At 39.3% G+C, this 23,128-nt stretch carries 26 protein-coding genes and 1 tRNA gene; 9 read left to right on the top strand and 18 right to left on the bottom strand.

The features are described 5' to 3' along the window. Nucleotides 1–26: 26 nt before the first annotated feature. The 3 genes from atpB to R5R67_RS14115 all read right to left on the bottom strand — a co-directional run bounded on the left by atpB (nucleotide 27) and on the right by R5R67_RS14115 (nucleotide 2,414). The gene (gene atpB / locus R5R67_RS14125; protein ID WP_000718586.1) at nucleotides 27–902 is read right to left on the bottom strand and encodes a F0F1 ATP synthase subunit A; all 876 of its coding nucleotides are present in this window, start codon (nucleotides 900–902) and stop codon (nucleotides 27–29) included. Between the two features lie 104 nt (nucleotides 903–1,006). Continuing rightward, nucleotides 1,007–1,405, bottom strand: a complete 399-nt coding sequence (locus R5R67_RS14120; protein WP_000084237.1) for an ATP synthase subunit I — start codon at nucleotides 1,403–1,405, stop codon at nucleotides 1,007–1,009. Nucleotides 1,406–1,574: 169 nt separating this feature from the next. Further along, nucleotides 1,575–2,414, bottom strand: a complete 840-nt coding sequence (locus R5R67_RS14115) for a metal ABC transporter solute-binding protein, Zn/Mn family (protein WP_000490209.1) — start codon at nucleotides 2,412–2,414, stop codon at nucleotides 1,575–1,577. Between the two features lie 127 nt (nucleotides 2,415–2,541). Between R5R67_RS14115 and R5R67_RS14110 the strand changes: the two genes are divergently transcribed. The 3 genes from R5R67_RS14110 to znuB are packed head-to-tail and all read left to right on the top strand — an operon-like array spanning nucleotide 2,542 to nucleotide 4,613. Beyond that, nucleotides 2,542–3,039, top strand: coding sequence for a transcriptional repressor (locus tag R5R67_RS14110; protein WP_000093118.1), 498 nt, complete (start codon nucleotides 2,542–2,544; stop codon nucleotides 3,037–3,039). Beyond that, a complete protein-coding gene (znuC, locus tag R5R67_RS14105; RefSeq protein ID WP_001112008.1) occupies nucleotides 3,012–3,800 on the top strand; it encodes a zinc ABC transporter ATP-binding protein ZnuC in 789 nt (262 codons plus the stop codon). Before R5R67_RS14110 ends, znuC begins: the two co-directional genes overlap by 28 nt. A 3-nt stretch (nucleotides 3,801–3,803) precedes the next feature. Beyond that, nucleotides 3,804–4,613 (top strand): zinc ABC transporter permease subunit ZnuB, encoded by an 810-nt coding sequence (gene znuB / locus R5R67_RS14100; RefSeq protein ID WP_000970833.1) that lies wholly within the window; start codon nucleotides 3,804–3,806, stop codon nucleotides 4,611–4,613. A 1-nt stretch (nucleotide 4,614) separates the two neighbouring features. On the opposite strand, the gene R5R67_RS14095 is transcribed toward znuB, so the two are convergent. Further along, on the bottom strand, nucleotides 4,615–5,241 hold the full coding sequence (locus tag R5R67_RS14095) for a LysE family transporter (protein WP_005135900.1): 627 nt from the start codon (nucleotides 5,239–5,241) through the stop codon (nucleotides 4,615–4,617). A 158-nt stretch (nucleotides 5,242–5,399) separates the two neighbouring features. Here R5R67_RS14095 and R5R67_RS14090 point away from each other — a divergent pair, with 158 nt between their 5' ends. Then, complete coding sequence (locus tag R5R67_RS14090; RefSeq protein WP_000126816.1) at nucleotides 5,400–6,320, top strand: Dyp-type peroxidase; 921 nt, start codon at nucleotides 5,400–5,402, stop codon at nucleotides 6,318–6,320. Between the two features lie 45 nt (nucleotides 6,321–6,365). On the opposite strand, the gene R5R67_RS14085 is transcribed toward R5R67_RS14090, so the two are convergent. Beyond that, nucleotides 6,366–8,063 carry an NAD-dependent malic enzyme gene (locus R5R67_RS14085; RefSeq protein WP_000623101.1) on the bottom strand — a complete coding sequence of 566 codons (1,698 nt, stop codon included), beginning with the start codon at nucleotides 8,061–8,063 and terminating at the stop codon, nucleotides 6,366–6,368. Between the two features lie 495 nt (nucleotides 8,064–8,558). Between R5R67_RS14085 and argS the strand changes: the two genes are divergently transcribed. Together argS and R5R67_RS14075 are read left to right on the top strand one after the other, a co-directional pair. Further along, nucleotides 8,559–10,349: an arginine--tRNA ligase gene (gene argS / locus R5R67_RS14080; RefSeq protein ID WP_017725340.1), complete on the top strand. Its 1,791-nt coding sequence runs from the start codon at nucleotides 8,559–8,561 to the stop codon at nucleotides 10,347–10,349. A 153-nt stretch (nucleotides 10,350–10,502) separates the two neighbouring features. Continuing rightward, nucleotides 10,503–11,129 (top strand): SPOR domain-containing protein, encoded by a 627-nt coding sequence (locus R5R67_RS14075; RefSeq protein ID WP_004740931.1) that lies wholly within the window; start codon nucleotides 10,503–10,505, stop codon nucleotides 11,127–11,129. Nucleotides 11,130–11,172: 43 nt separating this feature from the next. Here the strand turns inward: R5R67_RS14075 and R5R67_RS14070 are convergent, their stop codons facing one another. The 7 genes from R5R67_RS14070 to guaA all read right to left on the bottom strand — a co-directional run bounded on the left by R5R67_RS14070 (nucleotide 11,173) and on the right by guaA (nucleotide 17,000). Then, complete coding sequence (locus R5R67_RS14070; RefSeq protein ID WP_000626447.1) at nucleotides 11,173–11,841, bottom strand: glutathione S-transferase family protein; 669 nt, start codon at nucleotides 11,839–11,841, stop codon at nucleotides 11,173–11,175. A 112-nt stretch (nucleotides 11,842–11,953) separates the two neighbouring features. Next, entirely contained in the window at nucleotides 11,954–12,361 is a 408-nt protein-coding gene (locus tag R5R67_RS14065; RefSeq protein WP_000127662.1) for an OsmC family protein, read from the bottom strand. After that, complete coding sequence (locus R5R67_RS14060; protein WP_017725339.1) at nucleotides 12,358–13,305, bottom strand: pirin family protein; 948 nt, start codon at nucleotides 13,303–13,305, stop codon at nucleotides 12,358–12,360. Before R5R67_RS14060 ends, R5R67_RS14065 begins: the two co-directional genes overlap by 4 nt. Nucleotides 13,306–13,461: 156 nt before the next feature. Next, on the bottom strand, nucleotides 13,462–13,767 hold the full coding sequence (locus tag R5R67_RS14055; protein WP_000809284.1) for a DUF3861 domain-containing protein: 306 nt from the start codon (nucleotides 13,765–13,767) through the stop codon (nucleotides 13,462–13,464). Between the two features lie 60 nt (nucleotides 13,768–13,827). After that, nucleotides 13,828–14,355, bottom strand: a complete 528-nt coding sequence (locus R5R67_RS14050) for a PadR family transcriptional regulator (RefSeq protein ID WP_017725338.1) — start codon at nucleotides 14,353–14,355, stop codon at nucleotides 13,828–13,830. Between the two features lie 222 nt (nucleotides 14,356–14,577). Beyond that, a complete protein-coding gene (locus R5R67_RS14045) occupies nucleotides 14,578–15,366 on the bottom strand; it encodes an ANT(3'')-II family aminoglycoside nucleotidyltransferase (protein ID WP_005137601.1) in 789 nt (262 codons plus the stop codon). A gap of 65 nt (nucleotides 15,367–15,431) precedes the next feature. Next, nucleotides 15,432–17,000 (bottom strand): glutamine-hydrolyzing GMP synthase, encoded by a 1,569-nt coding sequence (gene guaA, locus R5R67_RS14040; RefSeq protein ID WP_000210750.1) that lies wholly within the window; start codon nucleotides 16,998–17,000, stop codon nucleotides 15,432–15,434. A gap of 386 nt (nucleotides 17,001–17,386) precedes the next feature. Here guaA and R5R67_RS14035 point away from each other — a divergent pair, with 386 nt between their 5' ends. Next, nucleotides 17,387–18,604: a DUF445 domain-containing protein gene (locus tag R5R67_RS14035; protein WP_169538974.1), complete on the top strand. Its 1,218-nt coding sequence runs from the start codon at nucleotides 17,387–17,389 to the stop codon at nucleotides 18,602–18,604. A 59-nt stretch (nucleotides 18,605–18,663) separates the two neighbouring features. Here R5R67_RS14035 and R5R67_RS14030 read toward each other — a convergent pair whose 3' ends face one another. Beyond that, nucleotides 18,664–19,101 carry a DoxX family protein gene (locus R5R67_RS14030; protein WP_005137604.1) on the bottom strand — a complete coding sequence of 146 codons (438 nt, stop codon included), beginning with the start codon at nucleotides 19,099–19,101 and terminating at the stop codon, nucleotides 18,664–18,666. 193 nt (nucleotides 19,102–19,294) lie between these two features. Between R5R67_RS14030 and R5R67_RS14025 the strand changes: the two genes are divergently transcribed. Then, entirely contained in the window at nucleotides 19,295–19,936 is a 642-nt protein-coding gene (locus tag R5R67_RS14025; protein ID WP_000421344.1) for a DedA family protein, read from the top strand. Nucleotides 19,937–19,943: 7 nt separating this feature from the next. Here the strand turns inward: R5R67_RS14025 and R5R67_RS14020 are convergent, their stop codons facing one another. From R5R67_RS14020 to R5R67_RS14000, 5 genes are all read right to left on the bottom strand, one after another. Beyond that, nucleotides 19,944–20,534 carry a LysE family translocator gene (locus R5R67_RS14020; RefSeq protein ID WP_000573143.1) on the bottom strand — a complete coding sequence of 197 codons (591 nt, stop codon included), beginning with the start codon at nucleotides 20,532–20,534 and terminating at the stop codon, nucleotides 19,944–19,946. A 215-nt stretch (nucleotides 20,535–20,749) separates the two neighbouring features. Further along, complete coding sequence (locus tag R5R67_RS14015) at nucleotides 20,750–21,136, bottom strand: hypothetical protein (protein ID WP_000677531.1); 387 nt, start codon at nucleotides 21,134–21,136, stop codon at nucleotides 20,750–20,752. A 10-nt stretch (nucleotides 21,137–21,146) separates the two neighbouring features. Further along, nucleotides 21,147–21,989, bottom strand: coding sequence for a ParA family protein (locus R5R67_RS14010; protein ID WP_000957990.1), 843 nt, complete (start codon nucleotides 21,987–21,989; stop codon nucleotides 21,147–21,149). A 76-nt stretch (nucleotides 21,990–22,065) separates the two neighbouring features. Continuing rightward, entirely contained in the window at nucleotides 22,066–22,458 is a 393-nt protein-coding gene (locus R5R67_RS14005) for a SirB2 family protein (protein WP_002124772.1), read from the bottom strand. A gap of 11 nt (nucleotides 22,459–22,469) precedes the next feature. After that, a complete protein-coding gene (locus R5R67_RS14000) occupies nucleotides 22,470–22,778 on the bottom strand; it encodes a BolA family protein (RefSeq protein WP_000051228.1) in 309 nt (102 codons plus the stop codon). Between the two features lie 230 nt (nucleotides 22,779–23,008). On the opposite strand from R5R67_RS14000, the gene R5R67_RS13995 reads away from it, so the two are divergent. Continuing rightward, a tRNA-Gly gene (locus R5R67_RS13995) sits at nucleotides 23,009–23,084 on the top strand. Nucleotides 23,085–23,128 lie beyond the last annotated feature (44 nt).

Here is a 23,128-nt window from a genome sequence, read left to right as displayed (position 1 = left end):
CATCGTTTGACAGTTAGGCAATACCATTAATGTTTTTCGCTTGCCATGCTCAAGTAAACGATGGTAAGCATCATAAAGATGAATGCCTGCAACGTGATTACAAGAATGTGGAAGATCGCCCAAGGCACAGATAACGCCCATTGAATCCAGAACGGCAATAATGCGATCAGGATAAAGATCAACTCACCGGCATACATGTTACCGAATAGTCGGAGAGCCAATGAAATAGGACGAGCAAGGAATGTTACCAATTCCAAAATCAAGTTCACTGGAATAAGCAACGCTTTTGCAACTGGATTACTTGGGTTAAATGGGTTAAGTGCCAACTCGCCTACGAAACCGCCAACACCCTTTTCGCGGATGCTGTAGAACAAGATAAGTACAAACACAGATAAAGACATACCAAGGGTAATGTTTGGATCTGTAGATGGAACGATCTTGAAGTAAACGTGGTGAGGGTCCATACCAAATACGTTAGCACCCACAAATGCAGCAACTTGAGGAATCCAGTCAACTGGGATCAAGTCCATTAAGTTCATGAGGAAAATCCACACGAAAATAGTGAGTGCAAGTGGAGCGATTAAACGTGATTTGCCATGAAAAGTATCACGGACACTTGAGTCAACAAACTCAATGATCATTTCAATTGCAGATTGGAACTTTGTTGGAACGCCAGCATTTGCAGCTCTCGCAACTATCCAAAATAACAAACAGAAAATCACACCAAGGCCAATTGACCAACCCATTGAATCCAAGTGAATTGCAGTGAACCCCATCGAATGAGCTTCTTCAGCAGTCTCAGCCAATTTCCATGTACCATCTGGCATTTTGCCATAGGTCATATTGGTCAAGTGATGCTTGATATACTCTGTCGAAGTGAGGGCATGTTCTTCAGCAGCCATAAATCACACCTGGTCAATGTCAATTACTAAAAAGAAGGGAAACGAACATCAGCGTACTGTCGATATCTCGCCACCCTCCAAAAAATCTTCAATTCTTCTTGTTTCTATACCCGTTTTTGTAGACGTGACACCCAAAAAGGAGCAACCCACGACATCGCTTGAACGAGAATAAAACCAAACAGCAATGCTAACGGTGATAAAGGTTTAACATTGCTCAAAATCAAAATAAATCCAACGATCATGATTGCAAATTTGCCTAACATGCCCCTATACATGTTAGACAGCACTTGTTTAGATGCTCTCGCACCTGCCGTTCTGAAGGATTGCCACGCAAAATAGCTCGTAGCAAGCCAGCAGACCAATGCACCAAGTGCCGCACTTAATGCTGCTGTCATGTCTTTTATGCTCCACGCCACAAGTGCGGAAACAGGGATCATGCATGCTTGTAAGAAGACCAAAGCTTTTGCTAATCGTCGGTCAATCAAGCGACTAGTTTGGCTCATTTTTATCCACTCACAGCATAAATGCTTGACAAGTTTAGCTGATGATCGCTTTTAATCGCAGGCATTATAGAGTTACACCCCTGAACATGCAATCTTTTCCCGACTTTAGTCGGGGTTTTTCGTGACAGGTGGTGCTGACGCTACAGTCAGCCTTTGTTTACTTTTTATCTCACTTTTGCGTATTTAATACACATTTATCAGTTTTTATCGCCAGTTTCTTCCATGCTGTTACAAAATTATCTTCATTATTCATACTTTCATCAACGGGTTGGAAGGTAATACTACCCAGTTTTTGATATTGCCCTTTTGTTGTAAAACTTTCTGCAAGTAAACACATCTGAGCTTTTGGTCGACTATCATTAAGGTACTTTATTTGTGCCGCTGTAGGAGCTACATGCGGATCATCCGTTAAAGCACCCGCAAACTTTAAGTTTAGCGAACGCTCCAAATATTGATAAGCATCATGATAAGACCAATACGGTTTACCGTTGCTTGAGCTATCGTAAGCTTGAGCCGCCTGCAACATATTTCGTGCAAATGTATTCGCATTATTCCAATACTTCGCTTTGTTTTCAGGATGCTGTTGTGAACGTAAAGCTGCAATAAAAAAGCCAATACGTACCGCATTGTTTGGTTCTAGCCAGACATGCGTATCCACAGTATTTGGTAGCGCAGCCCCACGTGTATTGCGCTGCGGCAAAATAGAAAGAATACCGCTATCTAACAAAGCAATTGCTTTCTTATTGTTACTTAGTAATTTGTTGAGTGGAGCTTCATGAGCTTTCCCCAACCAGATCACTAAAGAAGCATCATTAATTGCTTTACGGTGTGCCGGTGTTAACTGTACATCATGCCCACTTTGCCCTTGAAGCAATAACTGGGGTTCTTCAACTCCTTTGGTAATTTCTTTTGCAATCAAATAGATTGGGTGCGTAGAGACAACCAAACCCTGACTCCAACCTAACGTACTCATAAGAGAGAACATACTGAAAACAAAAACGCGGAACATGACAGACCATCAATTAGTAATAGCTCGAAGCATGTTATAATATAACAAAGTTACAAAAATACCTAAGATTAATCGAATGAAGCATCGCTTCATGCTAATATTCCATTAAAAATTTGAGGTTATGTCTATGAGTTCTTGCATGCATGAACATCATGATTCTTTGCATGGTGTACATGATCACCATAATGTCGCAAGTCGTTTAGCTGAAGCAGAAACTTTATGTACTGCGGTCGGTGCACGCCTTACGCCTTTGCGTAAAGAAGTTCTTGAACTCATTTTAAATGCTTCAGGTCCTATGGGTGCCTATGACTTATTAGCACGTATTAAAAGTCAAACAGATCGCCCTGCCGCCCCTCCTACTGTTTATAGAACTTTAGACTTTTTATTAGAAAAGGGTCTTATTCATCGCTTAACATCTATTAATGCTTACATACCATGCTGCCACCCACGTGAAGGTCATCAGGCTGCATTCCTGATTTGTACCGAATGTCACACGGTTAAAGAAGCATCTTCACAAGGTCTAACCCAACAACTTGACCAACTTGCAGCTTTAGATGATTTCGCAGCACAACACAGCATTATAGAAATTTCGGGGAAATGCCAGCAGTGCCGCACAGCTCGCTAAATCCTGTATTGATTCAACTTGAACAGGTCTCTGTTCATCGTGATGATCGGGATATATTAAAAAAAGTCGATTTTGATCTGCATCAAAATGAAATTGTGACCTTAATTGGTCCCAATGGTGCAGGTAAGTCGACTTTAATTAAAGTTCTACTTGGAATTTTAAAACCAAGTAGTGGGCGTGTCATAAGCGATAAAAAACTAAAAATGGCTTATGTCCCTCAAAAGTTTAATCCCTCTCATAGTCTTCCTTTACGGGTACAAGATTTATTAGATCTTGAAAAATGTAGCCCTGCCCTTCGCCAAGAAATTATTCAAGATACTGGTATTGCCAAGCTACAACGATCAAAAGTACAACAGCTTTCTGGTGGAGAGCGCCAACGTGTCCTGCTTGCACGTGCTTTACTTAGGAAGCCAGATATTCTCGTTCTTGATGAACCGATGCAGGGTCTAGATATTCAATCTGAAGCTGAGCTTTATGAATATGTACGTAGTCTGCCGGAGCGTTATGGTTGCGCCATTTTAATTGTTTCACATGACTTACAATGGGTTATGCAAGGGACGCATAGAGTTGTTTGTTTAAATAAACATATATGTTGCAGCGGTTTACCTGAAAATATTCAGCAGCATCCTGAGTATCAGGCAATATTTGGCACTCAGCGAGTTTTTTACCAGCACCATCATGACCACTGTGCACATGGTGATGCAGCACACCCCTGCCCTCACAATAGTAGACCTCACATTCACCCAGAACCGGAAGCTTAAGCCATGATGGAATGGTTACAATTATTGTTGCCCGCATGGATTATGGGAACCTTATTGGTCTTTTTGACCGCACCACTTGGTTGTCTCATGCTATGGAGACGTATGTCTTTTTTTGCAGATACCATGGCACATGGAACCTTACTTGGGGTAGCAATTGCCGGTGCCTTAAGCCTTCCTCTCTGGCTTGGCGTAGCCGGTACGGCTATTTTATTAGTCGCTATTTTATGGGCGCTACATGACAATCGTTTACCGAACGATGCTCTACTTGCCTTATGCTCAGCAACATTACTATGTAGTGGCCTTCTGTTTATTCAACATGTTCCGAGTTTAAGACCAGAACTTTTGAGTTATTTGTTTGGTGACTTATTAAGTATTGATTGGCCAGACCTACCTGTTTTCACATTAATTATTGCAGTATCACTCGCCATTCTTTATCGCTTTTGGCAGCCTCAAATTCAAATTGCCATTGATCCGGACATTGCGATTAGTGAAGGGGTAAATGCGAAATGGCAGCGTCTCATTTTTATGTTACTGCTAGCCTTATTTACAGTTTTAGCTTTACGAGCAGTAGGTTCACTTTTAATGGGTGCTTTACTGGTTATTCCAGCGTTGAGCGCTCGACTACTCGCTCATTCACCAAAGCAAATGGTTATTTGGGCTTTTGTTTTAGCTCAACTCGGTGTCAGTGTTGGCCTATGGTCAAGCGCAGCACTTAATATCTCAACTGGCCTCAGTATTGTTTTATGTATGGCGTTGAGTTTTGCTCTTATTTTCATGCTTCAAAAAATCAAAAACCAAACTCAAGCGGCCTAAATCAAGTCGCTTGATGAACTGTGCTGAGCAATAAAGCTGCGCAACTAAACATGACAGCAAAACCACGGTTCAAATATTTTTGCTGTTTAGGCGAACGAAGTAATCTTAAAACTTTTGAAGCCAACCCTGTATATCCAGCCATTACAATCAAATCAATCGTAACCATAGTGGCTGCCATAATCAGATATTGTATCCATTGAGGTTTACTTAAATCTAAGAACTGAGGCAAAACTGCCAACAAAAAAACAATCGCTTTAGGGTTACTGATATTGACCACAAATCCATTTAATAGCAGAGCAGAAATAGTCTTATTCTTTTTTTCATGTTGAATTTCGATGTCTTTTACTGGTGCAGTCCACTGCAAATAAGCTAAATACAATAAATAGGCCACACCAAACCACTTAACGGCTTGAAAAGCCAATGGGGTCGTTGCGAATAGAACACCCACACCCGCCGCTACAATCATGATTTGAATTAACAATGCAATTTGCAAACCGATTGCATTCCAGTAGCCATGTCTAAAGCCATAATTTAAGCCGCTCGACATAGAAGCAATAGCCCCTGCTCCCGGAGAAATACTAATGACCCAACAGGCCAACATATAAGCAAACCAAACTTGCAAAGACATAGCGAAAATAGGCAATAAAAGTGGAATTATACCGTTTTATAAAGCTATCGTGGTGATAATTCAAACAATAAAATCAATAAATAGACTACTAACGGCTCTTCGCATCAGGCACAATAATTGAAGCTCATACTAAATTATAATTGAGGAGAGATCTTCTAATGACTGCTCAATCTGTCATTTTGCCATTACCATCTAATCATGCCCGTTTTATTGTTCTTCGTTTAAAAGATTTAACAATTGCTGAATTAAAAGAACAACTCGAAGCTTTATTCGAAACACGTGACCGTCTCATTACTCAGCATTCAGACGCGCAAATCAAAACAGCAGTCGCTTTTGGTCCAGAACTTTGGAAACAACTTTACAGTCAATCTCCTGCTGGCTTTAAACAACTTGAACCAGAAAATGGTGCATTCAATATGCCTGTCGTACCAGCTGATGTGCTTATTCACATTGCCAGTATGCGTTCAGATATCTGTTTTGCATTAAGCCAAGCATTTTTTGAAGGTATTAAAGATAAAGTTGAAGTTCTAGATGAACGTGTTTGTTTCCGTTATTTCGATGGTCGAGATATTACAGGTTTTATAGACGGTACTGAAAACCCTCAATTCCCAGATGACCGCGCGGAAACCGCTCTGCTTCCAGAAAGTGCTGGAGTATTTGCAGATGGTAGTTTCATATTTGCACAGCGCTATGCACATGACTTGGAAAAATGGAAAAAACTTAAAGTCGATGCACAAGAAAACGTCATGGGCCGTACCAAGCTTGAATCTATTGAATTAGATGATGATGTTAAACCGGAAAATGCCCATGTCGCTCGTACTGTCGTTGAAGATGAGGAAGGCGAAGAAATGGAAATCCTACGTCACAGCTTACCTTATGGTGACGGTCGAGGTGATCAAGGTTTATTCTTCATTGCTTACACTAAAGACCTGAGCATTATTGATGCGATGTTAAAGCGCATGTTTGGTACAAGTGGGGATGGCATCCATGACCGCTTATTGCACTTCGTGACACCACTTGACGGGGCATATTACTTTGCACCAAGTGAAGAACTATTAGAAGAAATTTTAGTGGCTTAAAAGAAAAAAAGAGGAGCTTAAGCTCCTCTTTTCACATTCTCATTCTTAGAAAGGAATACGTTTATATTTACGGTATTCTGGTTTCCAGAACGATTGATCAATCTTCTGCTTAAGCAAATCATCACTAATAGTTACAGCCACACCATCTGCCATTGCAGCTTTTGCCACTTCAAATGCAATCACTTTAGACACTTGTTGAATTTCACCTAAAGGTGGCAATAAATCAGCTTGTGGATCTTTCAGCAACGGTGAACAGTCTGCTAAAGCACTACTTGATGCCATGAGCATGTTTTCTGTAACGCGTTTAGCGCCTGATGCTACTACACCTAAACCAATACCAGGGAAGATATATGAGTTGTTGCACTGCGAAATATTATAAAGCTTGCCGTGATGATTTACAGGTGCAAATGGGCTACCCGTTGCAATTAATGCTTTACCTTCAGTCCATTCCACAATATCCGCTGGTACTGCTTCTACACGCGAAGTCGGGTTAGATAACGGCATCACAATTGGTCGTTCACAATTGGCAGCCATGGTCTTAATGATTTCTTCAGTAAATAGGCCCGGCTGACCAGAAACACCGATTAATACTGTAGGCTTGGCATTTTTAACAACATCAAGCAGTGAAATCACTTCTTCAATATTGCCCCATTGGTCTACTACTTCAGCTTTTTGAGCTAACTTACGTTGGAAGTCTAATAGGTTTGGCTGATTTTCAGTAATCAAACCAAAACGATCTACCATGTAAACACGAGCACGTGCTTCAGCATCGGTTAGACCTTCTGAAACCATTTGTGCAACGATTTGCTCTGCAATACCACAACCAGCTGAACCTGCACCTAAGAAAGCAATTGTTTGGTCTTTTAATTGTTTACCTGCTGCACGGCTTGCAGCAATTAAACTACCAACAGAAACCGCTGCTGTTCCTTGAATATCATCATTGAAACAACAAATTTTATCGCGATATTTTTCTAAAAGTGGCATCGCATTTTTTTGTGCGAAATCTTCAAACTGGATGAGTGCTTTTGGCCAGCGACGTTTTACAGCTTCAATCACCATATCTACAAAGTCATAATACTCATCACCACTAATACGTGGTTGACGCCATCCCATGTAGATCGGGTCATTTAATAATTGAGGGTTATTCGTTCCTACATCGATTGTGATTGGCAATGTGTAAGCAGGGCTAATACCACCACATGCGGTATACAGCGAAAGTTTCCCAATTGGAATACCCATGCCGCCAATGCCTTGGTCACCAAGACCTAAAATACGTTCACCATCCGTAATCACGATGACTTTGACATTATTTTTATTAACGTTTTGCAAAATATCATCAATCACATCACGATCTGGATATGAAATGAAAACACCACGATGACGGCGATAAATATCAGAGAAACGTTGACATGCCTCACCCACAGTTGGCGTGTAAATAATTGGCATCATCTCTTCAAGATGATTTTCAATTAAGTGGTAGAACAGAGTTTCGTTGGTATCTTGGATATTACGTAAATAGATGTGCTTATTAATATCATCATTGAAAGCACAATATTGCTGATAAGAGCGTTGGCTTTGCTCTTCGATAGTTTCAATAATATGTGGAAGTAACCCGTGTAAATTAAAGTTACTTCTTTCTTCTTGAGTGAAAGCGGACCCTTTATTCAAAAGGGGTAACTCTAAAAGTGTATAGCCTGCATAAGGGATATAAAGGGGATGTTTACTTGGGTGACCTGATATCATTGCCTATCTCATTTTCCAGCTTAGAACTCAGAAAAGTACAGTTTCAGCACTCTCTAAAGCTCGTTGTATGCGTAAGCTTAAGACTATTTAATACAAAATAGGTATTTTAAACTGTGATATTGAAATTGAATACTATTTAGAAAAAACATATAACAAAATTAATATTAAAAATTAATTACTTACATTTTTCATCTTTTTAAATCTATTCTTTCTTAACTCTATATCTGGCTTAGAATCTTATATTTTTGCCTTGTATTACATTTTCATAAAAAATACCAAGTGTTTTACTATCTTATAATTTCAAAAATATTGCATAGAAAGCTTGAATTTACTTGTTTTTAGAATTTTACTAATTTTATTTTTTAATATTTACGAAAAAAATAGTTCTCGGAAACTTCATGAAAGAAATTAAATGAAAGCGTTAAATGCACTCCCCTAACTCATAGGAAATTTGCTATATTTGACGTTTTTCTGCGACATCTATTTTCGATTGATATGAATACGGCAATACAAGCAGCTCTCGACCATGCAGTGCAAACCCTTCAGCAAGAAGGTGTGCTTCCTTCGGATTGGAATAATTCAAGCAATTTAACACGCACCAAAGACCGAAGCCATGGCGATTTTGCTTCTAATATTGCCATGATCGGCTCTAAAGCTGCTGGTATGAAACCACGCGATTTAGCTGAGAAAATTCTAGCAGCGCTACCAGAAGTTGCAGACATCAGCAAAGCTGAAATTGCAGGCCCTGGTTTTATCAATTTCTTTTTAAATGCAGATCAACGTTTTGCAATTCTTGACCAGATTCAGGCTCAAAAAGAAAGCTTTGGTCGTAGCCAATCAAATGCAGCTAAAAAGATTCAAGTTGAATTCGTTTCTGCAAACCCGACGTCTAGCCTACACGTAGGTCATGGCCGCGGGGCTGCTTATGGTATGACTGTTGCAAACTTGCTTGAAGCAACAGGTGCTAAAGTTGATCGTGAATATTATGTAAATGATGCTGGCCGTCAAATGGATATTTTGGCGACTTCTACTTATTTACGTTATTTGGAATTACTTGGACAAAACCTTGTATTCCCTAAAAATGCATATCAAGGCGATTACGTTAAAGAAATCGCACAAGGCATCATTGATAAAGATGGCGATGCTTACGTTCGTGAAGTTGCGAATGTTTATAAAGATGTACCAGAAGACGTGCAATATGCTGAAGAGCTAGATAGCGAAGGCAACAAAGTCGTATTATCTGGCGACAAAGAAAAGCATATTGATGGCCTAATTGCCAATTCACAACAATTATTAGGTGAAGGCTACCGCGTATTCCATCAAGCCGCACTCCATGCCATTTTAGATGATATTAAAGATGACCTTGCTGACTTCGGCGTAACCTTTAACCAATGGTTTAGTGAAGCATCTCTTAGCGCAAAAATTGACGAAGCGTTAGAAACACTGAATCAACGCGGCTTCTTATATGAAAAAGATGGCAACATCTGGTTTAAATCGACTGAATTTGGTGATGAAAAAGACCGTGTTGTGAAGCGCCGTAATGGTCAAACAACTTACTTTGCATCTGACATTGCATATCACTTAAACAAACTACAACGTGGTTATACTGACCTTGTTGATATTTGGGGTTCTGACCACCACGGTTATATCTCTCGCGTAAAAGCTGCGATTGATGCAATGGGTTATGACTCGAAAAAATTAACTGTTCTTTTAGTTCAGTTCGTAAGCTTATGGCGTGGTGGTGAGATGGTTCAAATGTCATCTCGTTCAGGTCAGTTCGTGACTTTACGTGACTTGCGTAAAGAAGTCGGCAATGATGCAGCTCGTTTCTACTACGTGATGCGTAAAAGTGAACAACACATTGACTTTGACCTTGACCTTGCTGTTTCACAAAGTAAAGACAATGCGGTGTATTATATTCAATACGCTCATGCACGTATTTGCCGTATGCTAGAAAAAGCAGCAAGCACTGGCTTACAATTTGAAGTAAGTGCTGCTCGTTCACATGCTGCACGTTTATCACTTGATGCAGAAACTGGAATTCTTGCTAAACTGGCTGCATATCCAGACGTTGTGTTACGTGCTGCTAATGCATATGAACCACACCAAGTAGGTAACTACTTAAAAGAATTAGCTGCGCTATTCCACGGTTGGTACAATGAACACAAAGTTTTAAGTGATGATGCTGAACTTACACAAGCACGCTTATTACTTTCAATCAATGTACAGCAAGTATTGCGCAATGGCTTAGAATTACTCGGTGTTTCTGCACCTGAAGCCATGTAAGTTAGTGTTGGGGTGTTTGGTCAAAGCCATATACCCCTTCATGTTGTAAGAAATAACGCTTTGCAAGGAAATCTATCTATGCGAAGCGATGTTTTAAAGTAAACGAGAACTAAACTCGAAATAAAACAATCAAAATACAGAGGAATAATCCACGTGTTTGGCAAAACGCAACGCGGTGTATCTGAAAGACCTAACAAGCCTAAAAAGCCTTTAATTCCTAAATGGTTAGGGACACTTGTCGCTATTTTAGCGGTCTTATGTATCGCAGTAATGCTCATGCTTTGGAAACCGTGGCAACCTGTTTCCTCAAAAAACCAGATTACTTCTGAGCACTATAAAGAAGAAGAAACCAATAAAGATTACCGCTTTTATGATCTATTGCCTCAACAGCAGGTCACTCCTATTCCGGAACAGGCAATTCCAGAAAGTAAAAATCAGGGTACTGCTATGATTGTAGAAGCACCTAGTACAGCTCAACCTGCCGCTTCTGAACCTGCAAGTGTAAGCACTGACAACACGACTGACTCAACAGCTGCTATACCTCAACAACCAAATTATATTTTACAAGTTCGAAGCTATACTGACCCCGATCAAGCAGATGCTCGACGTGCAGAAATCATTTTAAATGGCTTATCGGCTGATGTAATTAAAAGCTCTGAGAATGGAAAAACTTGGTATCGTGTTATTTCTGGTCCATATGACACTCAAGAAGCTGCTCTCGCTGCTCAACAAACATTGCAGCATAGCGGTATTGACTCTATTGTGATTAAACGCAAATAAAGATTAAGTAATAAAAAAGGAACAAATATTTGTTCCTTTTCTTTTATATATCAGCACAATTTCTTTCGTTTGACCCTAAACCTTTCTGTCTCGCTTTTTGAAAAGCTGGTCTTTGTTGAATCCGATGTAAGAATGCTTGAATATGCGGATATTTACCTTGAAGACGTGACTGTAGAGCCTCTAGTGGAAAACTCATTTGAATATCTGCAAATGAAAAATCCCCCGCAAAATATTCATGCTCAGCCAAATAATTTTCTAAAAAACTAATATGGTCTTTCATACGTGGACGAACAAAATTTGCTTTAACACCTTCTGTAATTTTCTTTGCCACAGGCTGAATTAGCCAAGGTACATATTTATTGACGTTGTTCATGACCAAAGTCATCACTAATAACGGCATAAGTGAGCCTTCGGCATAGTGCATCCAGTAAATATACTGCTGTAAATCCTGAGCTTGCTTAGGTTTAAACTGCTGCTTTTGATCATATCGCTGCTGCAAATACTCTAAAATAACAGCCGATTCCGCGATAACTTGCTCATCATCTGTCAAAATAGGTGCCTTGCCAAGCGGATGAATACATTTCAATGTTTCTGGTGCTGAATAGTTCGGAAGACGTTGATAAAAATGAATATCATAATCCAAGCCTAACTCTTCTAAAGCCCATAAAATCCGAAACGATCGCGAACATTCCAGGTGGTGTACACTAATCATGGTATTGCCTACTTTTATTTTTCTTTTTTACATAAAAAACAGCATGTGAACATGCTGTTTTATTCCATTTGTGGGATGGATATAAATCATCCACCGCAACAAAATAGCATTTTTATGCTGTAACAAGCACAGTATGAATGTCTAAACTACGTAACAAAGTTTTAGTGACTGGAGTTTTACTGCATATCGTTAAGATTTTTTGCTGAAGTTCTTCGTTTGGAAGTTCTTTAAAAACAATACGACGCTCGATATGTTCTTCATGCTCTCGGTTGGTATGAAAATCAATTTCAACCGAGTACTCACCAAAATCATAACCCTTATGTTTTGCATACATTCTTAAAGTAATAAGTGTACATGCTGCTAGACTTCCGGTAAGCAAATCATAAGGTGCAGGCCCTTGGTCATGCCCTTCTAGCTTTTCAGGCTCATCACAAAAGTATTGATGACGGCCGCTGGTAATTTCACCTTTCCATTGTTCTGCAAGAGGCTTTGCTTTACTGCTCGCAATTACTGCTGTCATTTTGATGCTCTCATTTGATCTGGAAGAACTGGTGCTTCTAAGCGGGCACCCACATAATCTGGAATTTCACCAAAACGCACGTCATGATTAACCCATTGCTCACGTGCTTCTTTTAAATCGTCCATCGTACGTGCAACGAAATTCCACCATAATAAGATCGGAGTTTCAAAAGGTTCACCACCGATTAATAGCACACGGTTCCCTTTCTTTACTTCAATCTCAATTTCGTTCAAACTTGTATCTAATACAACCATATTGTCAGCAGTAAGTTCATGGCCATTCACATGAGCTACGCCATCTAATGCTATAAAACCATATTCAAATTCAGGATTTAGTGGAATACGTGTCTTAGTATCTTGGGTAGCAATGAGATCAACCCCTACTAACAGTGTATGAACCACAACTGGAGAAGTCGTCTCTAAATATTCACCCACTAGTACAGTAAATTCTAGACCATCTTTTTCAACAACAGGCAACTCAGGATAATGTTCAAATTTCGGATCCATGTTGCGCTTATGGTCCGGTAATGCGATCCAGAGCTGTGCCGCATGCATTTGAGTTTCAGTATCAGGTGCAACCTCGGTATGAGAAATACCATGTCCCGCCGTCATTAAATTAACTTGTTTAGGACGAATTAATTGCTTTGACCCTAAACTATCGGTATGCATCATGGTCCCTTCAATCATCCAAGTGAAGGTTTGCAAACCAATATGTGGATGAGGTCCTACATCTAAACCATTGCCGGCAGGAAATGTTACTGGTCCTGCATGATCTAAAAAGCACCATGCCCCAATCATTCGTTTTTGTCGACTAGGTAAAGCCCGCTTAATCACCGTCCCCTGTCCAATTTCGGCAGAGCGAATTGGAAACTCCTGAATAAATTGATTGGCAAATTTTTCGCAATCCTTTGAATCCGAAATATCGTAATCGTTATTATTGCTCATGATATTACTCTCTTTTACCTATGCTTGTGCAATGAGTCGTTATACTGATCCTAACAATACACTCATTATTCAATATAGTCTTTTAGTAATACACAGGGTGCCATGAATGAGACAATCAATTTTTAACAATCGAAAATTTAAAGGTATCTGGCCAACTTAAGGTGATTGAGTCTTAACTTGTTGTTTTAAATTCTTCATAAATTGCCCAAACTGTGGCAAGAATTCTTGAAACAATGGATGGTCTCGATTCTCTAACATGACTTCACTAAATAACTTTAGACCGACTGCAAAAGACTTTGTGGTTTGATCATCAAAAAATTCTGCGTTCTTTAACTTTTCAACAATCTCGAAAATATCGTCATGATTACCTGTATAGAACTCGAGCCGTTCCGTATAGGTAGAAACTTCGCCTTTGGCATCTTTTAAATGTTGTACCGTAACGTGATATTGATGCTGTTTCATACATAAACTCTCTATTAAAGTTGATAGTTTTTAGATAATTTCAACCTGTTTAAGGCCCATTTATAGACGCCCAATCGCAACAGCAGCCTGATCAATTTTTTCAGCAATTTGATAGATCTGCTCTTGCTTCAAGTCAGTGGTATTCAATTTCAAACGTAAAGCCGTCTTTAAGTTTTCCATGGCACGGTGAATTTCGATTAATTGATCATTACTGTGAATTTCACGTCTCAAACGCAATTTCTCTAACAACCCACTTAGCTTGTCTTGGTGTTCATTTAAATAAGCTTCCCCAAATTCCGTAATTTGATATTGTTTACGCTCTACATCTAGCAAGTTAATGAGGTTCATTTCTTCCAGGCTAGTTAAAGTCGGATAGATTGTTCCTGCACTTGGCGTATAGCCATCGCCTACCAAATCACTTATTTCTTTAATAATTTCATAACCATGCTTAGGACTTTGCTGAATAAGATGAAGGACTAAAAGTTTCATACGTCCAGCTTCAAAAAGTCTCCCACGACGCCCCGAACGGTGATGGCCGTAATGATGGTCATTATGTTCAGCATGATGATGTTCTGATTGTTGTCTCATCTTTGGAGGTTCTCTAATACGCACAATTTATAACTATTAAGATATATCTTAATATATCTTTTATCAAGAAAAAGTAATAAAATCTAACCTATTGCTTTGATAATTATTAAAATTAATATTATTTTCTTTAAACACTAAGTAATAAAAAAAGAGTGCTTAAGCACTCTTATATAGCCGTATGTTTAGTAAAGTCGGTAAGAAAAGCCAGAATCTAAAAAATTATTATGTGATCAAATTTCTTTTCTGCTCAAAATGCTCTTCAATTTTTGAACTCAGAAAATTAACAATAGGCTGCAAAGCATAATGTTCCTCTTGCCAATTTTGTTTACCGATTTCCCCTCTATATTCCTGTATAAGCCGCTGCAATACGAATTTCTGCTCAGGAGGAAGCTGAGGCATAACCCATCGAGCTGCATTGCCTTTTGAAGCAATATCCTTCATGACTAAACTAAAATAGATCCGGCATAAAGCTAAAATCTGGTTTCTTTCATCTGCATCCTCATCCCAATGAGCTACAATTTCGGGATAAGTATCAGACATTGCTTGCCATAGTTCTTGATCAGAAATTTCAGGTGCCCATTGGTCTAAAGCTGGACCAAATAAAACTGTATGATGAGATCTCGCTTTTCTAAGCAATATACTAATATCTGGGTCTTTCTGCGAACTTAATGTTCCACCTTCTTTAAGTTCTTCACGTAGCCATTCACCAAACTGCATTTCATAACTTAAAGGATAATTTCCAGACTGAATCTCATCTTTTAATAAAATAGTAACTTCTAATGGTCTTTGTAATTCCCCAACAGGCTGTGAAATTTTTAGTAATTCTTGTGCAAGCTGCTCGCGTAAAGCAGATGTTAATGGTTGAGTAACCACGACCAGAACATCAAGGTCACTTTCTGGCCCTAAGCCACCATCAACAGCTGAACCATAAAGATAGATTGCAAATAATGATTCCGCTAAAAGTTGCTGTAATTTTTCTTGTAGATATTCTAACTGAATGAAATCAGACATCTCTCATCTCCTTCGGAAGAAACAGATATAAAAAAGGCAGGATTTAATCCTGCCTTTTCATTTGATTATTCCCACTCAATCGTTGCTGGTGGTTTAGATGACACGTCGTATACCACACGTGATACATCTTTAATTTCGTTCATAATGCGTGTTGAGATTTTATCAACCAATTCGTATGGTAAATGTGCAAAACGAGCTGTCATAAAGTCAACTGTTTCAACTGCACGAAGCGCAATCACCCATGCATAACGGCGGCCATCACCGACTACACCCACTGATTTAACAGGTTGGAAGACAGCAAATGCTTGAGCTGTTTTATCATACCAACCGCTGTCACGAAGCTCTTGCATAAAGATATCATCAGCAAGACGAAGAATATCTGCATATTCTTTTTTCACTTCACCCAAAATACGAACGCCTAAACCTGGGCCCGGGAACGGATGACGGTAGATCATGCTGTGCGGTAAACCAAGTGTAGTACCTAATTTACGTACTTCATCTTTAAACAAGTCACGTAAAGGTTCAACCAATTCAAATGCTAAATCATCTGGTAAACCACCCACATTGTGGTGAGATTTAATAACGTGTGCTTTACCTTGTTTGCTTGCAGCAGATTCAATTACGTCTGGGTAAATTGTACCTTGCGCCAAGAATTTCACGCCATCAAGTTTACGTGCTTCTTCAGCAAATACTTCAATAAACTCACGACCAATAATTTTACGCTTTGCTTCAGGATCGGTAACGCCAGCTAGAGCATTTAAGAAGCGCGCTTCTGCATCTGCACGAATAACACGAATACCCATGTTTTCAGCAAACATTTGCATCACTTGGTCACCTTCGTTTAAACGAAGCAAACCATTATCAACAAATACACATGTTAATTGATCACCAATCGCTTTGTGTAAAAGCGCAGCAACAACAGATGAGTCAACACCACCAGAAAGACCTAAAAGTACTTTCTCATTACCAATTTGCTCACGTAACTGCTCTACACGCAAATCGATGATGTGTTCAGGTGTCCAAAGGCCACCACATCCACAAATTTTGTGAACGAAATTAGAAAGTAGCTCTTCACCTTTTGCCGTGTGTGTTACTTCTGGGTGGAACTGAACACCGTAAAAACGGCGTGTTTCATCACTTACAGCAGCAACTGGACAGCTTGGTGTGCTTGCAGTAATCGTAAAACCTTCTGGAATCTGGCTCACTTTGTCGCCGTGGCTCATCCAAACGTGTAGTTGGTTTTCGCGGTCTTGTAAGTTGCCAATAAGTTGGTCACGTTTAACGATATCAACTTCGGCATAACCAAACTCATGTACAGTACCCGGCTCAACTTTACCGCCTAACTGTTCAGACATGGTTTGTAAACCATAGCAAATACCCAATACTGGAACGCCTAATTCAAACACCACTTGCGGTGCGCGAGGGCTGCCCTCTTCATGCACACTCTCAGGTCCACCTGATAAAATGATACCGTTTGGCTTAAAAGCACGGATGTCTTCTTCAGACATATCAAAGGCATACATTTCAGAGTAAACACCAGCTTCACGTACACGACGTGCAATGAGCTGACTATATTGAGAGCCGAAATCCAGGATCAGGATACGATCTTCAGTAATTTGAGTATTGGTAGTCATGACAAACCACTAAATGGCAAAAGAATTAAGCGCGCCATTTTAACATTTTTCACGCTTCGACGCACCGCAAATCATCATATATCTTATTTTTTTCATATTAGAATCATTTTAATAGTTAGAATAATCGATATAAAATATTATTTATTTATATTTATCAACACCCTAAAAGTTACTTTAGAACTTCTGCACATTGATAAATTCATCACATTCTATGCAACATCATAATGAATTTGATGTTAAGATGACCCGATAAAACAGGCATTACCATGGAAAGGTAAATACCATTAAGCGATATTTGTCTGACCTTAAACAGTTATCCGTTTTTTATGGCTTGTTGCCCCATATCAAAATCAATAGAAATCTAAGGAACAACAATGCTTCAAACTATGATTGCAGATTTCCAGCAACATTTTTGGTTGTATGTCTCTATTCCTTTCATGAGTGGTTTAATTGGCTATGTCACTAAAGTGATTGCCATTCAAATGATGTTTTCACCACTTGAATTTAAAGGTATTAAACCGTTTTTTGGCTGGCAAGGTATTGTGCCTCGTAAAGCCGAAAAAATGGCAACGACTGCTGTAGAGCTTATGACGGCTAAGCTCATTAAGCCCGAAGAAATTTTTGCTCGCCTTGACCCAAAGCGTATTGCTAAAGAAATTGAAAAACCATTAATGGCAGCAGCAGAAGATATTACCCGTGAGGTTGCTCAAGAATATCAACCAGGCTTATGGGAAGGCATGCCTGAGTTTGCCCGCCAAAGACTGATCCGCAGAGTGCAATCAAAAGCCCCGGAAATTGTCGAGCACATCATGAGTGAAGTGCAACGTGACGTAAATCGATATTTTGATATTAAACATTTGGTCATTAGTAATTTACTTAAAGATAAACGCCTACTGAACAATATTTTTAAACGTGTAGGCAAACAAGAGTTTAAGTTTTTCAGTAACGTTGGTTTTGTATTTGGTTTTGGTATTGGTGTGATCCAGATGCTCTGCTGGATTGTCACACAAGGAAAATATCCTTGGATGCTACCTCTGTTTGGCGGATTTGTAGGTTTTTTTAGTGACTGGATTGCCCTACAAATGATGTTTAGACCCCTCTATCCGAAAAAAATATTGGGCTATACATGGCAAGGCCTATTTATTAAGCGTCAAAATGAAGTGGCAGCTGACTATGCAGCTTTAATTTCCAAACAACTTTTGACTTCACGCCATATGATGGAAGAGTTGTTTTCAGGTACTCACTCTGCACGTGTTATTGAGCTGGTTAACCGTCATGTCAAACAGGAAATTGACATGCAAGCAGGTGTAATCCGCCCTCTCGTTGTTTATGTAATTGGTGGAGAAAAATACCAGAATATGAAAACTCAGGTTGCGGAACGTATCATGCAGCAACTTCCAGAGACTATGAAATATGTTGAGTCTTATGCAGAAGATGCCATGAATATTCGCAATACCCTGATTGAGCGTATGCAGAAATTAACGCCTTCGGAATTTGAAGGTATGCTACGTCCAGCCTTTAAAGAAGATGAGTGGGCACTCATTGCAGTAGGCGCAGTACTTGGTTTTGTTGTTGGTGAGCTACAAATCCAGTTTATGCTTTAATTTTTAAATATAAAAAAACCGGATGAATGAATCATCCGGTTTTTATTTTGCTTTAGATATTATTTTTCAATTGCATGGTCGAGGCTAATACGTCCAGCACCGTGAAGCATCAAGAAAAATAAACCACCTGCCATTGCAAGATTTTTCATAAAGTGGATGCCATTGTTATATTGTGCTGCTGCATCAGCCCCACCTTGGTGAAATAAGAACGCAGTTAAGATACTAAAGATTCCAAGACCAAAAGCTGCGAAACGTGCTTGGAAACCAAATAACAACGCTAAACCACCACCGAACTCAACCAGAATAACTAATGGTAGAAGTCCACCTGGAACGCCCATTGCTTCCATATATCCTGCAGTTGCCGCATAACCGGTAATTTTCCCCCAACCAGCAGCAAGAAAGATATAAGCGATAAGAAGACGAGCAACAAGGCTAATAAAACTGACTGCGCCTGGTTGCGTCAAGATATTTTTGACCACCACATTTGGATTAAACATATTGCCACCTTTATTTAATGCTTATTTGTTGATGAACTCATTCTAGGTTTGGGACATTGATAGTTAAATACTCAAAATCCATATATATCGTTGCACAAATAGGATGATCAATTTGTATATTTTTGATGTTTTATACTGACTTTCTATAGGCTCACTGCTAGGATTTGAGCACGGTTTACCACTTAATCATCTCATGGAACTTCTTGATTTTATTCTACACGTTGATCAGCATCTCGCCGAATTTATCACAAATTACGGGACGTGGATTTATGGCATTTTATTTTTAATTATTTTTGTCGAAACCGGTTTAGTGGTTATGCCGTTCTTACCGGGTGACAGCTTACTGTTCGCAGCAGGTGCTTTAGCGGCTTCTACAGGCACAATGGACCCTTGGTTACTGGGCATTCTACTCTTCATTGCCGCGGTTTTAGGTGATACAGTGAACTATCATATTGGACGTTTTATCGGTCCACGTGTATTTGAGATGAATTCACGCTTTATTAATAAGCAACATTTAATTAAGACTCAAGAATTCTTCGCCCGTCATGGTGGCAAGACTATTATTTTTGCACGTTTCATTCCATTTGCTCGTACCTTTGCACCTTTCGTTGCTGGCGCTGGCAGCATGAATTATAAGTTTTTCTTAACTTATAACGTAATTGGCGCATTCTGTTGGGTAGCTTCTTTTGTCACTTTAGGCTATCTCTTCGGTGGACATCCACTTGTAAAAGATAACTTTACCCACCTTATTTTTGGCATCATTATTATTAGTATTTTACCGGGTGTGATCGGCTTCATACGTCAAAAGCTAAAAAATCGAAAAGCTAACGTTTAAAGAGCAATTAGAAAAAACGGAATACCACCGGAAGCATACATAAAATAAGTAACATGGCCGATCCTTTATATAGATGATCGGCCTTTATTTTTTTCATTGATCCCGTCAATAAAGCACGTCCGAAAAACATCCAGAAACTTGCTGCTGGAATAAGAATCAAAGTAAAAGCAGCCAGAACCATGAGAAAATTTTCAGGCGAATTCCATGTTTCAGCGGGGAAAATACCTGCGGCAAAAAGTAAAGACTTAGGATTTTTTAAAGTTGAGAAGAATAATTGACGTGGGCGAATATTACGATGATTTTGGCTAAATTGTTGTAAATGAGTGGTTTTCCATAAGCGGAATGCCATCCAGAATACATATAATACGCTAGTGATGTGCAAAATAAGCAGTAGTGCAGGCCAAACCGGATCTGCCAAATGAATGAACACTGCCCAAAAACTAATGCCATAAGCGTAGCCCAACCATTCCATTGGGATAAGCCAGAATGTTTTAGATAAACCTTGTGAGTGAGCGGCGGTTGCAAGTAATGCGTTTGTCGGGCCCGGAATAAGTAAAACAGCCAACATTGCTAATACAAAAAACCAGCTCTCAATCATATAATTTCCACATTAGTAAAGATGCGGCAACATTAAACGAAATGGGCAAAATATAGCAAGTTTAGAGCGTATTCTGATTAGAAAGAATACAAGTTATTCCAAGGCTTATCTTTAAAAAATTATTGATTTATAATAATTTTATTATGAAACATTTTGCTAAACTTTATTCATCACAATATGCAATTAGTTAGCATATTGTGATACAAAACCGATGATTAATTCGTCTTTTTCCGAACAATAATTGGACAATTCTTAAACTGAGCAGCCTGAACAATGGCTTCTTGTTGACCTAATACACGTGAAAGTTCGGTGTTTTTGGTTGAAGAAGATTGTCCCATATTGACAGAGATGGATGGGCCGAATCCCCAACCGCCTCGTCCCCAGCCACCGCCAAGCCCAAGTCCAACACCCATACCTGTACTTTTTGGTGTCTGTACACCATTGTCGATATATTGTTGAATACGGTTATATTCACTTTGTAGCTGCTGGCAACTCAAAGATTGATACTGCGTCGGAGACACATAAGTCGGTTTTACCGTTGTAGCACAAGCGCTCAATAGTAAAGTGGCCGCTGCCAAAGGCACAATATATAAGCCTTTCATCATTTTTCTCTTATCGTTTTGGTTCAATTTCGCTGAACAATGCCTCATAAGACTGAGTCAATTTGTGTTCTGGCGCTAAGTGAGCCAAAGGTAAATTTTTCTGATGTGATTCTTTCATCAAAATCGAAGGCGGTAACATGCTATTGAGCACGGGTAACCCTTCATCTTTTAACTGTTGAACCACTTCCCGAGGTAGTTTTGCTTGGGACTGGAACTGATTCACCACAATTCCTTCAATTTCCAAGCGATCATTATGATCATCTTGCGTTTCGAGAACATTTTCAATCAATGTTTGTAAAGCACGCTTTGAAAAGACGTCACAGTCGAAAGGAATCAGGACCTTATCTGCTGCAATTAATGCAGACAATGTGAAAAAGTTAAAGGCTGGAGGTGTGTCAATATAAATGCGGTCATAGCGCCCAACCAAGCTTTGAATAGAGTCACGCAATTTATAAATTTTATGTTTGCTTTCAAGTGCATGTTCAAGAGCACCGAGCGTAGGGCTAGCCGGAAGCACATCTAATTTTGCAAAGGATGTAGAATGTACAAAACTGTCGAGATCTTTGTTGCGTGGAGCTTTTAGAATTGAGCCTAGTGCGTTCCCAATTAAACCTTTTTGTTGATTATTCCCCAACACATCTTCAAAGAAGTTTTCAATATTTGGTTCTAAAACTGCTTTATCAGCAGCGTATGTTGCTTCTTCACCTAAAAGGTATTGGCTTGAGTTGGCTTGAGGATCAAGATCGATAACCAAGGTCCTTAAGCCATGTTTGGCACTAATGGCAGCCAAATTTACAGTAATACTTGATTTCCCTACACCGCCTTTTTGGTTAAACACCACACGAGTTAGCATGTTTCCCTCTACATATTTTTTTACTGTATGCAGTTTAACCTAGAGCTTACGCAAAAAGGCAAAGAATGTAGAACAATTAAGCAAAAACAGGTTTCACTATTACCAAAATAATAATGGCGACATATGCGATTGCACTAATGACCAAACCCGCACGGCGCTGAGCTAGTAAAATAGTGTCATCCTTTTTAAAGGCTTTCATTAAAGATGATAAGAGCACTAAAAATAAGATAATTTTAGCGTAGAACCATGGCTGCACCTGAAAGTTCTTCATCACCAGTAAAATTGCTCCGGTAATGAAAACCACGGTAAATGACAAATGCTGTAAAGCAACTAAAGCTTTACGCCCTGCTGGGTTAGGTTGTTCACCTTGTACACCAATAAATAGTGTAGAAGCGCGTAATACAAAAACCATAAGTGCGGCTGCTACCGCAGTCATATGGATAATTTTAGTGAGTAAATGTGCATCCATAAACTAAGCCCTTAGCTTTTAGGTGCATGTGCACATTCTGGACTCGCTGGCGCTTGGCCTTGCCACTCACTTGGTAAATAAGCGTGGATTGCTAAAGCATGAATTTGTCCTGGATTCATTAAATCAGAAGCCAAGGCATAAACTTTTTGATGACGCTGAACCAAACGCAAGCCGTTAAATTCTTCACTCACCACAATCACTTTAAAGTGGGATTCTTTACCAGGAAAATAACCACCGTGGCCGGCAGACTCATTAATGACTTCTAAATGGCTAGGTGCAAGGGTCTGTAACCGTTCAATCAACTGTTGTTCAAGGCTCATAGCTTTTCCTTTTACGATTATTCGTATATTTAGACCTAGTATACCCTGTCTACACACAAACAAAAGTTGCTCTTGTACGCTTTAACTTCAAACAAAATGTCTATTTATTCGGCAACTTATCAATAAAAATAACTCTAAATGCTCATTTCTGTTTTTATTTTATGCAATCAGCATAATTATTTGCATAAAGTTGTTGACCCTTGTTTTGCTTAATGTATTATAAGCGGCACGCGGGAATAGCTCAGTTGGTAGAGCATAACCTTGCCAAGGTTGGGGTCGCGAGTTCGAGTCTCGTTTCCCGCTCCAGATTGGTTTTTTTTGAGAAAGTTTTAGTAAAAACTGCTCATACA

This window comes from Acinetobacter sp. OYA S30 (assembly GCF_033599315.1).
Classification (GTDB): Bacteria; Pseudomonadota; Gammaproteobacteria; order Pseudomonadales; family Moraxellaceae; genus Acinetobacter; species Acinetobacter baumannii.
Note: the sequence above shows the minus strand (reverse complement) of the source record. Positions and strands in the feature narration are given on the sequence as shown.

Excerpts from the sequence above, each read along its gene's own strand:
- atpB (WP_000718586.1), bottom strand. The coding sequence starts at position 902 with ATGGCTGCTGAAGAACATGCCCTCACTTCGACAGAGTATATCAAGCAT.
- R5R67_RS14120 (WP_000084237.1), bottom strand. The coding sequence starts at position 1,405 with ATGAGCCAAACTAGTCGCTTGATTGACCGACGATTAGCAAAAGCTTTG.
- R5R67_RS14115 (WP_000490209.1), bottom strand. The coding sequence starts at position 2,414 with ATGTTCCGCGTTTTTGTTTTCAGTATGTTCTCTCTTATGAGTACGTTA.
- R5R67_RS14110 (WP_000093118.1), top strand. The coding sequence starts at position 2,542 with ATGAGTTCTTGCATGCATGAACATCATGATTCTTTGCATGGTGTACAT.
- znuC (WP_001112008.1), top strand. The coding sequence starts at position 3,012 with ATGCCAGCAGTGCCGCACAGCTCGCTAAATCCTGTATTGATTCAACTT.
- znuB (WP_000970833.1), top strand. The coding sequence starts at position 3,804 with ATGATGGAATGGTTACAATTATTGTTGCCCGCATGGATTATGGGAACC.
- R5R67_RS14095 (WP_005135900.1), bottom strand. The coding sequence starts at position 5,241 with ATGTCTTTGCAAGTTTGGTTTGCTTATATGTTGGCCTGTTGGGTCATT.
- R5R67_RS14090 (WP_000126816.1), top strand. The coding sequence starts at position 5,400 with ATGACTGCTCAATCTGTCATTTTGCCATTACCATCTAATCATGCCCGT.
- R5R67_RS14085 (WP_000623101.1), bottom strand. The coding sequence starts at position 8,063 with ATGATATCAGGTCACCCAAGTAAACATCCCCTTTATATCCCTTATGCA.
- argS (WP_017725340.1), top strand. The coding sequence starts at position 8,559 with ATGAATACGGCAATACAAGCAGCTCTCGACCATGCAGTGCAAACCCTT.
- R5R67_RS14070 (WP_000626447.1), bottom strand. The coding sequence starts at position 11,841 with ATGATTAGTGTACACCACCTGGAATGTTCGCGATCGTTTCGGATTTTA.
- R5R67_RS14065 (WP_000127662.1), bottom strand. The coding sequence starts at position 12,361 with ATGACAGCAGTAATTGCGAGCAGTAAAGCAAAGCCTCTTGCAGAACAA.
- R5R67_RS14060 (WP_017725339.1), bottom strand. The coding sequence starts at position 13,305 with ATGAGCAATAATAACGATTACGATATTTCGGATTCAAAGGATTGCGAA.
- R5R67_RS14055 (WP_000809284.1), bottom strand. The coding sequence starts at position 13,767 with ATGAAACAGCATCAATATCACGTTACGGTACAACATTTAAAAGATGCC.
- R5R67_RS14050 (WP_017725338.1), bottom strand. The coding sequence starts at position 14,355 with ATGAGACAACAATCAGAACATCATCATGCTGAACATAATGACCATCAT.
- R5R67_RS14045 (WP_005137601.1), bottom strand. The coding sequence starts at position 15,366 with ATGTCTGATTTCATTCAGTTAGAATATCTACAAGAAAAATTACAGCAA.
- guaA (WP_000210750.1), bottom strand. The coding sequence starts at position 17,000 with ATGACTACCAATACTCAAATTACTGAAGATCGTATCCTGATCCTGGAT.
- R5R67_RS14035 (WP_169538974.1), top strand. The coding sequence starts at position 17,387 with ATGATTGCAGATTTCCAGCAACATTTTTGGTTGTATGTCTCTATTCCT.
- R5R67_RS14030 (WP_005137604.1), bottom strand. The coding sequence starts at position 19,101 with ATGTTTAATCCAAATGTGGTGGTCAAAAATATCTTGACGCAACCAGGC.
- R5R67_RS14025 (WP_000421344.1), top strand. The coding sequence starts at position 19,295 with ATGGAACTTCTTGATTTTATTCTACACGTTGATCAGCATCTCGCCGAA.
- R5R67_RS14020 (WP_000573143.1), bottom strand. The coding sequence starts at position 20,534 with ATGATTGAGAGCTGGTTTTTTGTATTAGCAATGTTGGCTGTTTTACTT.
- R5R67_RS14015 (WP_000677531.1), bottom strand. The coding sequence starts at position 21,136 with ATGAAAGGCTTATATATTGTGCCTTTGGCAGCGGCCACTTTACTATTG.
- R5R67_RS14010 (WP_000957990.1), bottom strand. The coding sequence starts at position 21,989 with ATGCTAACTCGTGTGGTGTTTAACCAAAAAGGCGGTGTAGGGAAATCA.
- R5R67_RS14005 (WP_002124772.1), bottom strand. The coding sequence starts at position 22,458 with ATGGATGCACATTTACTCACTAAAATTATCCATATGACTGCGGTAGCA.
- R5R67_RS14000 (WP_000051228.1), bottom strand. The coding sequence starts at position 22,778 with ATGAGCCTTGAACAACAGTTGATTGAACGGTTACAGACCCTTGCACCT.